General features: G+C 40.3%; 3 protein-coding genes. 2 read left to right on the top strand and 1 reads right to left on the bottom strand.

Annotation, left to right across the window (positions count from 1 at the left end; all coding sequences use genetic code 11):
- Positions 1–497: 497 nt before the first annotated feature.
- Positions 498–974, top strand: a complete 477-nt coding sequence (locus WAM07_RS12935; protein ID WP_422167452.1) for a staygreen family protein — start codon at positions 498–500, stop codon at positions 972–974.
- Positions 975–1,058: 84 nt separating this feature from the next.
- Here WAM07_RS12935 and WAM07_RS12930 read toward each other — a convergent pair whose 3' ends face one another.
- Entirely contained in the window at positions 1,059–1,229 is a 171-nt protein-coding gene (locus WAM07_RS12930; protein WP_422167450.1) for a hypothetical protein, read from the bottom strand.
- Positions 1,230–1,382: 153 nt separating this feature from the next.
- On the opposite strand from WAM07_RS12930, the gene WAM07_RS12925 reads away from it, so the two are divergent.
- A partial coding sequence (locus WAM07_RS12925) for an amino acid permease (RefSeq protein ID WP_422167448.1) occupies positions 1,383–2,439 on the top strand: 1,057 nt, incomplete at its 3' end.

The raw sequence follows: 2,439 nt of genomic DNA, 5'->3' as shown, positions 1-2,439 counted from the left end.
TAAAGTAAATGAAGATTGCAGAGCGTAGTAAGTCTTTGCCCAAAGAAATAGAGAAGCGATGACAAAGAAAAACCAGCCCTTCGTTAATAAATTTTCTTTTTGGTTAAACATGATTAACCTCCTGATGTATCTAATGATACATGAAATATTAATATAATTTAACAGAGGAATAATGAAAAGTAAACTACATAAAGGTTTCCAATTGTTAAAGGTTTGTTACATTATAAGATTAATATTTTTGCAGCTGCAAGTTGCCCCCTTAAAGCACTATAATGATGGACTAAAAAAATGAAAACAACTGTGAATATAAGGGCCATGTCCCAAGTAAATTTAGTACTTCCATAACAGCCGTTCAACTACCTCCCTTTTTCTCTTTTTCAAAAGCCTCCCTATAAAATCTATGCTATCCATTCCATTTAGTACTCCTTTAGAACCCCGGTCATTGTCCTGCATAATCTAATATGGAGAATTTCATTATGGGTTTAGGAGGCGCCTGGATGTCTTCGTTTGATCCACGAAAGTTATCCGTGAACTATTTACCACCCGCTGATACCGCTCAACCGCTTGAAGGGAGAAAATATACTCTCACTCACTCTGATCGTACGGCTGAATTATTTTTAGATATTGGATATGTATTTAACTTCGAAGCCATTAATCCGATAATGCGGGACGAAGTATTGGCCGAATGGAAGATGAACGGGGAGAATGAACTTTATCTACTGGGAAGAGCCTATGTAGATGGTGGTGAATTCAGCAAGGATGCTGCAGAATTGCGCTTTAACATTTTTAATAAAGAAATGAATACCGCGTTAAAAGGCATGATTTATGGAGATCGACCATTATATTCTCATTATCCTTTTCTTCTGGATGCCCCCATCTTTATATTCTTCGATTCCACTTACCCTGCCTATAGACAAATCGTATTCTATGGAAGACCCAGACAGTATCTAAAATCCATTGTGGCTGCTCAGTGAGGTACTCTTCTAGGCCGGGAAGACCCTTGAGTCGCTTTAATAAGCTAAAGGTCTGCAAATACTCAATCGAAAGCCTTTATTAGATCAGCCACTCTCCTCATTGGAAGTGGCTCCTGTTTTAATTTTTGATAAATAATGAATGACCAGCTCATGATCATCTTTACCCCTGTATTCAAAAAAATACGGAACACCTTCGACTTGGTAACAAAGCTCTTCAGTCATTACTCCAACATGGTCTTCTCTGTCTTTTCCCACCTCGATATCCGCTTAATCTTCTTATACTATACCATAAATTGGAATGTATCTGGACAAACTGGAGTCACCAGTCACAATAAAATTATTTGATTAGGTAATACTGATGAACAGAAGAAGTAAGTTATGGAAACTGGTACATAAAGGAGACCTTTTATGAAAAACCATCACCTCGTCAAACAAGCGGTCCAGCATAAAAAACAAAAAGAAATAAGAAAAGGCAAAGGCACCCTCAGCTGGTGGCAGCTTTCCCTCATTGGGATTGGTTCCATAATCGGCGCCGGATTTTTCTTAGGGACCGGGCTGTCTATTAAGACCGCCGGCCCGGCCATCTTAATTGGCTACCTGATCGCAGGGATTACCACTTATTTTGTATTCAGCGCTTTAGCCGAAATGACGGTTAATGACCGGGAAAGCGGCTCTTTTCGAATGTATGCCCAGAAAGCATTTGGTCATTCCATGGGCTTCGTATCCGGCTGGATGTACTGGTTATCCGGACTATTGATCATGTCCAGTGAAATAGTCGCGCTATCCACATTCACTCAATTTTGGTTTTCCACTATTCCTTTGTGGGTGTTTTCCATCCTTTATGCTTTGCTTGGGTTTGGGATTAACCTCCTGGGAGTGAAGAACTTCGGACAGATCGAATCGCTCTTTGCGATTGTAAAAATATCGACCCTGGTCGTTTTTATTGGTTTTGGAGCTCTCATTTTGTTTGGTATACTCGATCCGAATACAGCGGCTTCCGTCCATCAAGCTGGAATCAGTGAATGGTTTCCTAATGGATGGAGTGGATTGTGGTCAGCTCTTATATTCATCTTCTTCTCTTTCGGAGGGATTGCTGTGGTCGGAGTGGCTTCTACGGAGCTTGAACATAAAAAGAATATAACAAAAGCAGGGACGGCCTTAATTCTGCTTCTTGTATCCATTTATTTATTATCCTTATTTTTTGTTTTGTACATGGTTGATTGGTCGATCATAGATGAATCTGAAAGTCCCTTTGTAACAGCTTTGTCCGCTTTTCATATCCCTTATCTTGATTCGATCTTCAATCTCGTCATCATCAGTGCCGCCTTTTCAACCATGGTCGGTGCATTATTTTCGATCAGCCACGTGATGGTCTCTTTATCAGAGGATGGGGACGCTCCAGAAAGTCTTAAAGAAAAGAACAGTCGCGGTGTAGCGCTGAAGTCTTTAGGTTTAACCGCAGGAG

The sequence above is a fragment of the Halobacillus sp. genome (assembly GCF_049282395.1).
Taxonomy (GTDB): Bacteria; Bacillota; Bacilli; order Bacillales; family Halobacillaceae; genus Halobacillus.
Note: the sequence above shows the minus strand (reverse complement) of the source record. Positions and strands in the feature narration are given on the sequence as shown.

Bases quoted from the DNA above. Each gene is read 5' to 3' on its own strand.
- WAM07_RS12935 (WP_422167452.1), top strand. From the start codon at position 498: ATGTCTTCGTTTGATCCACGAAAGTTATCCGTGAACTATTTACCACCC.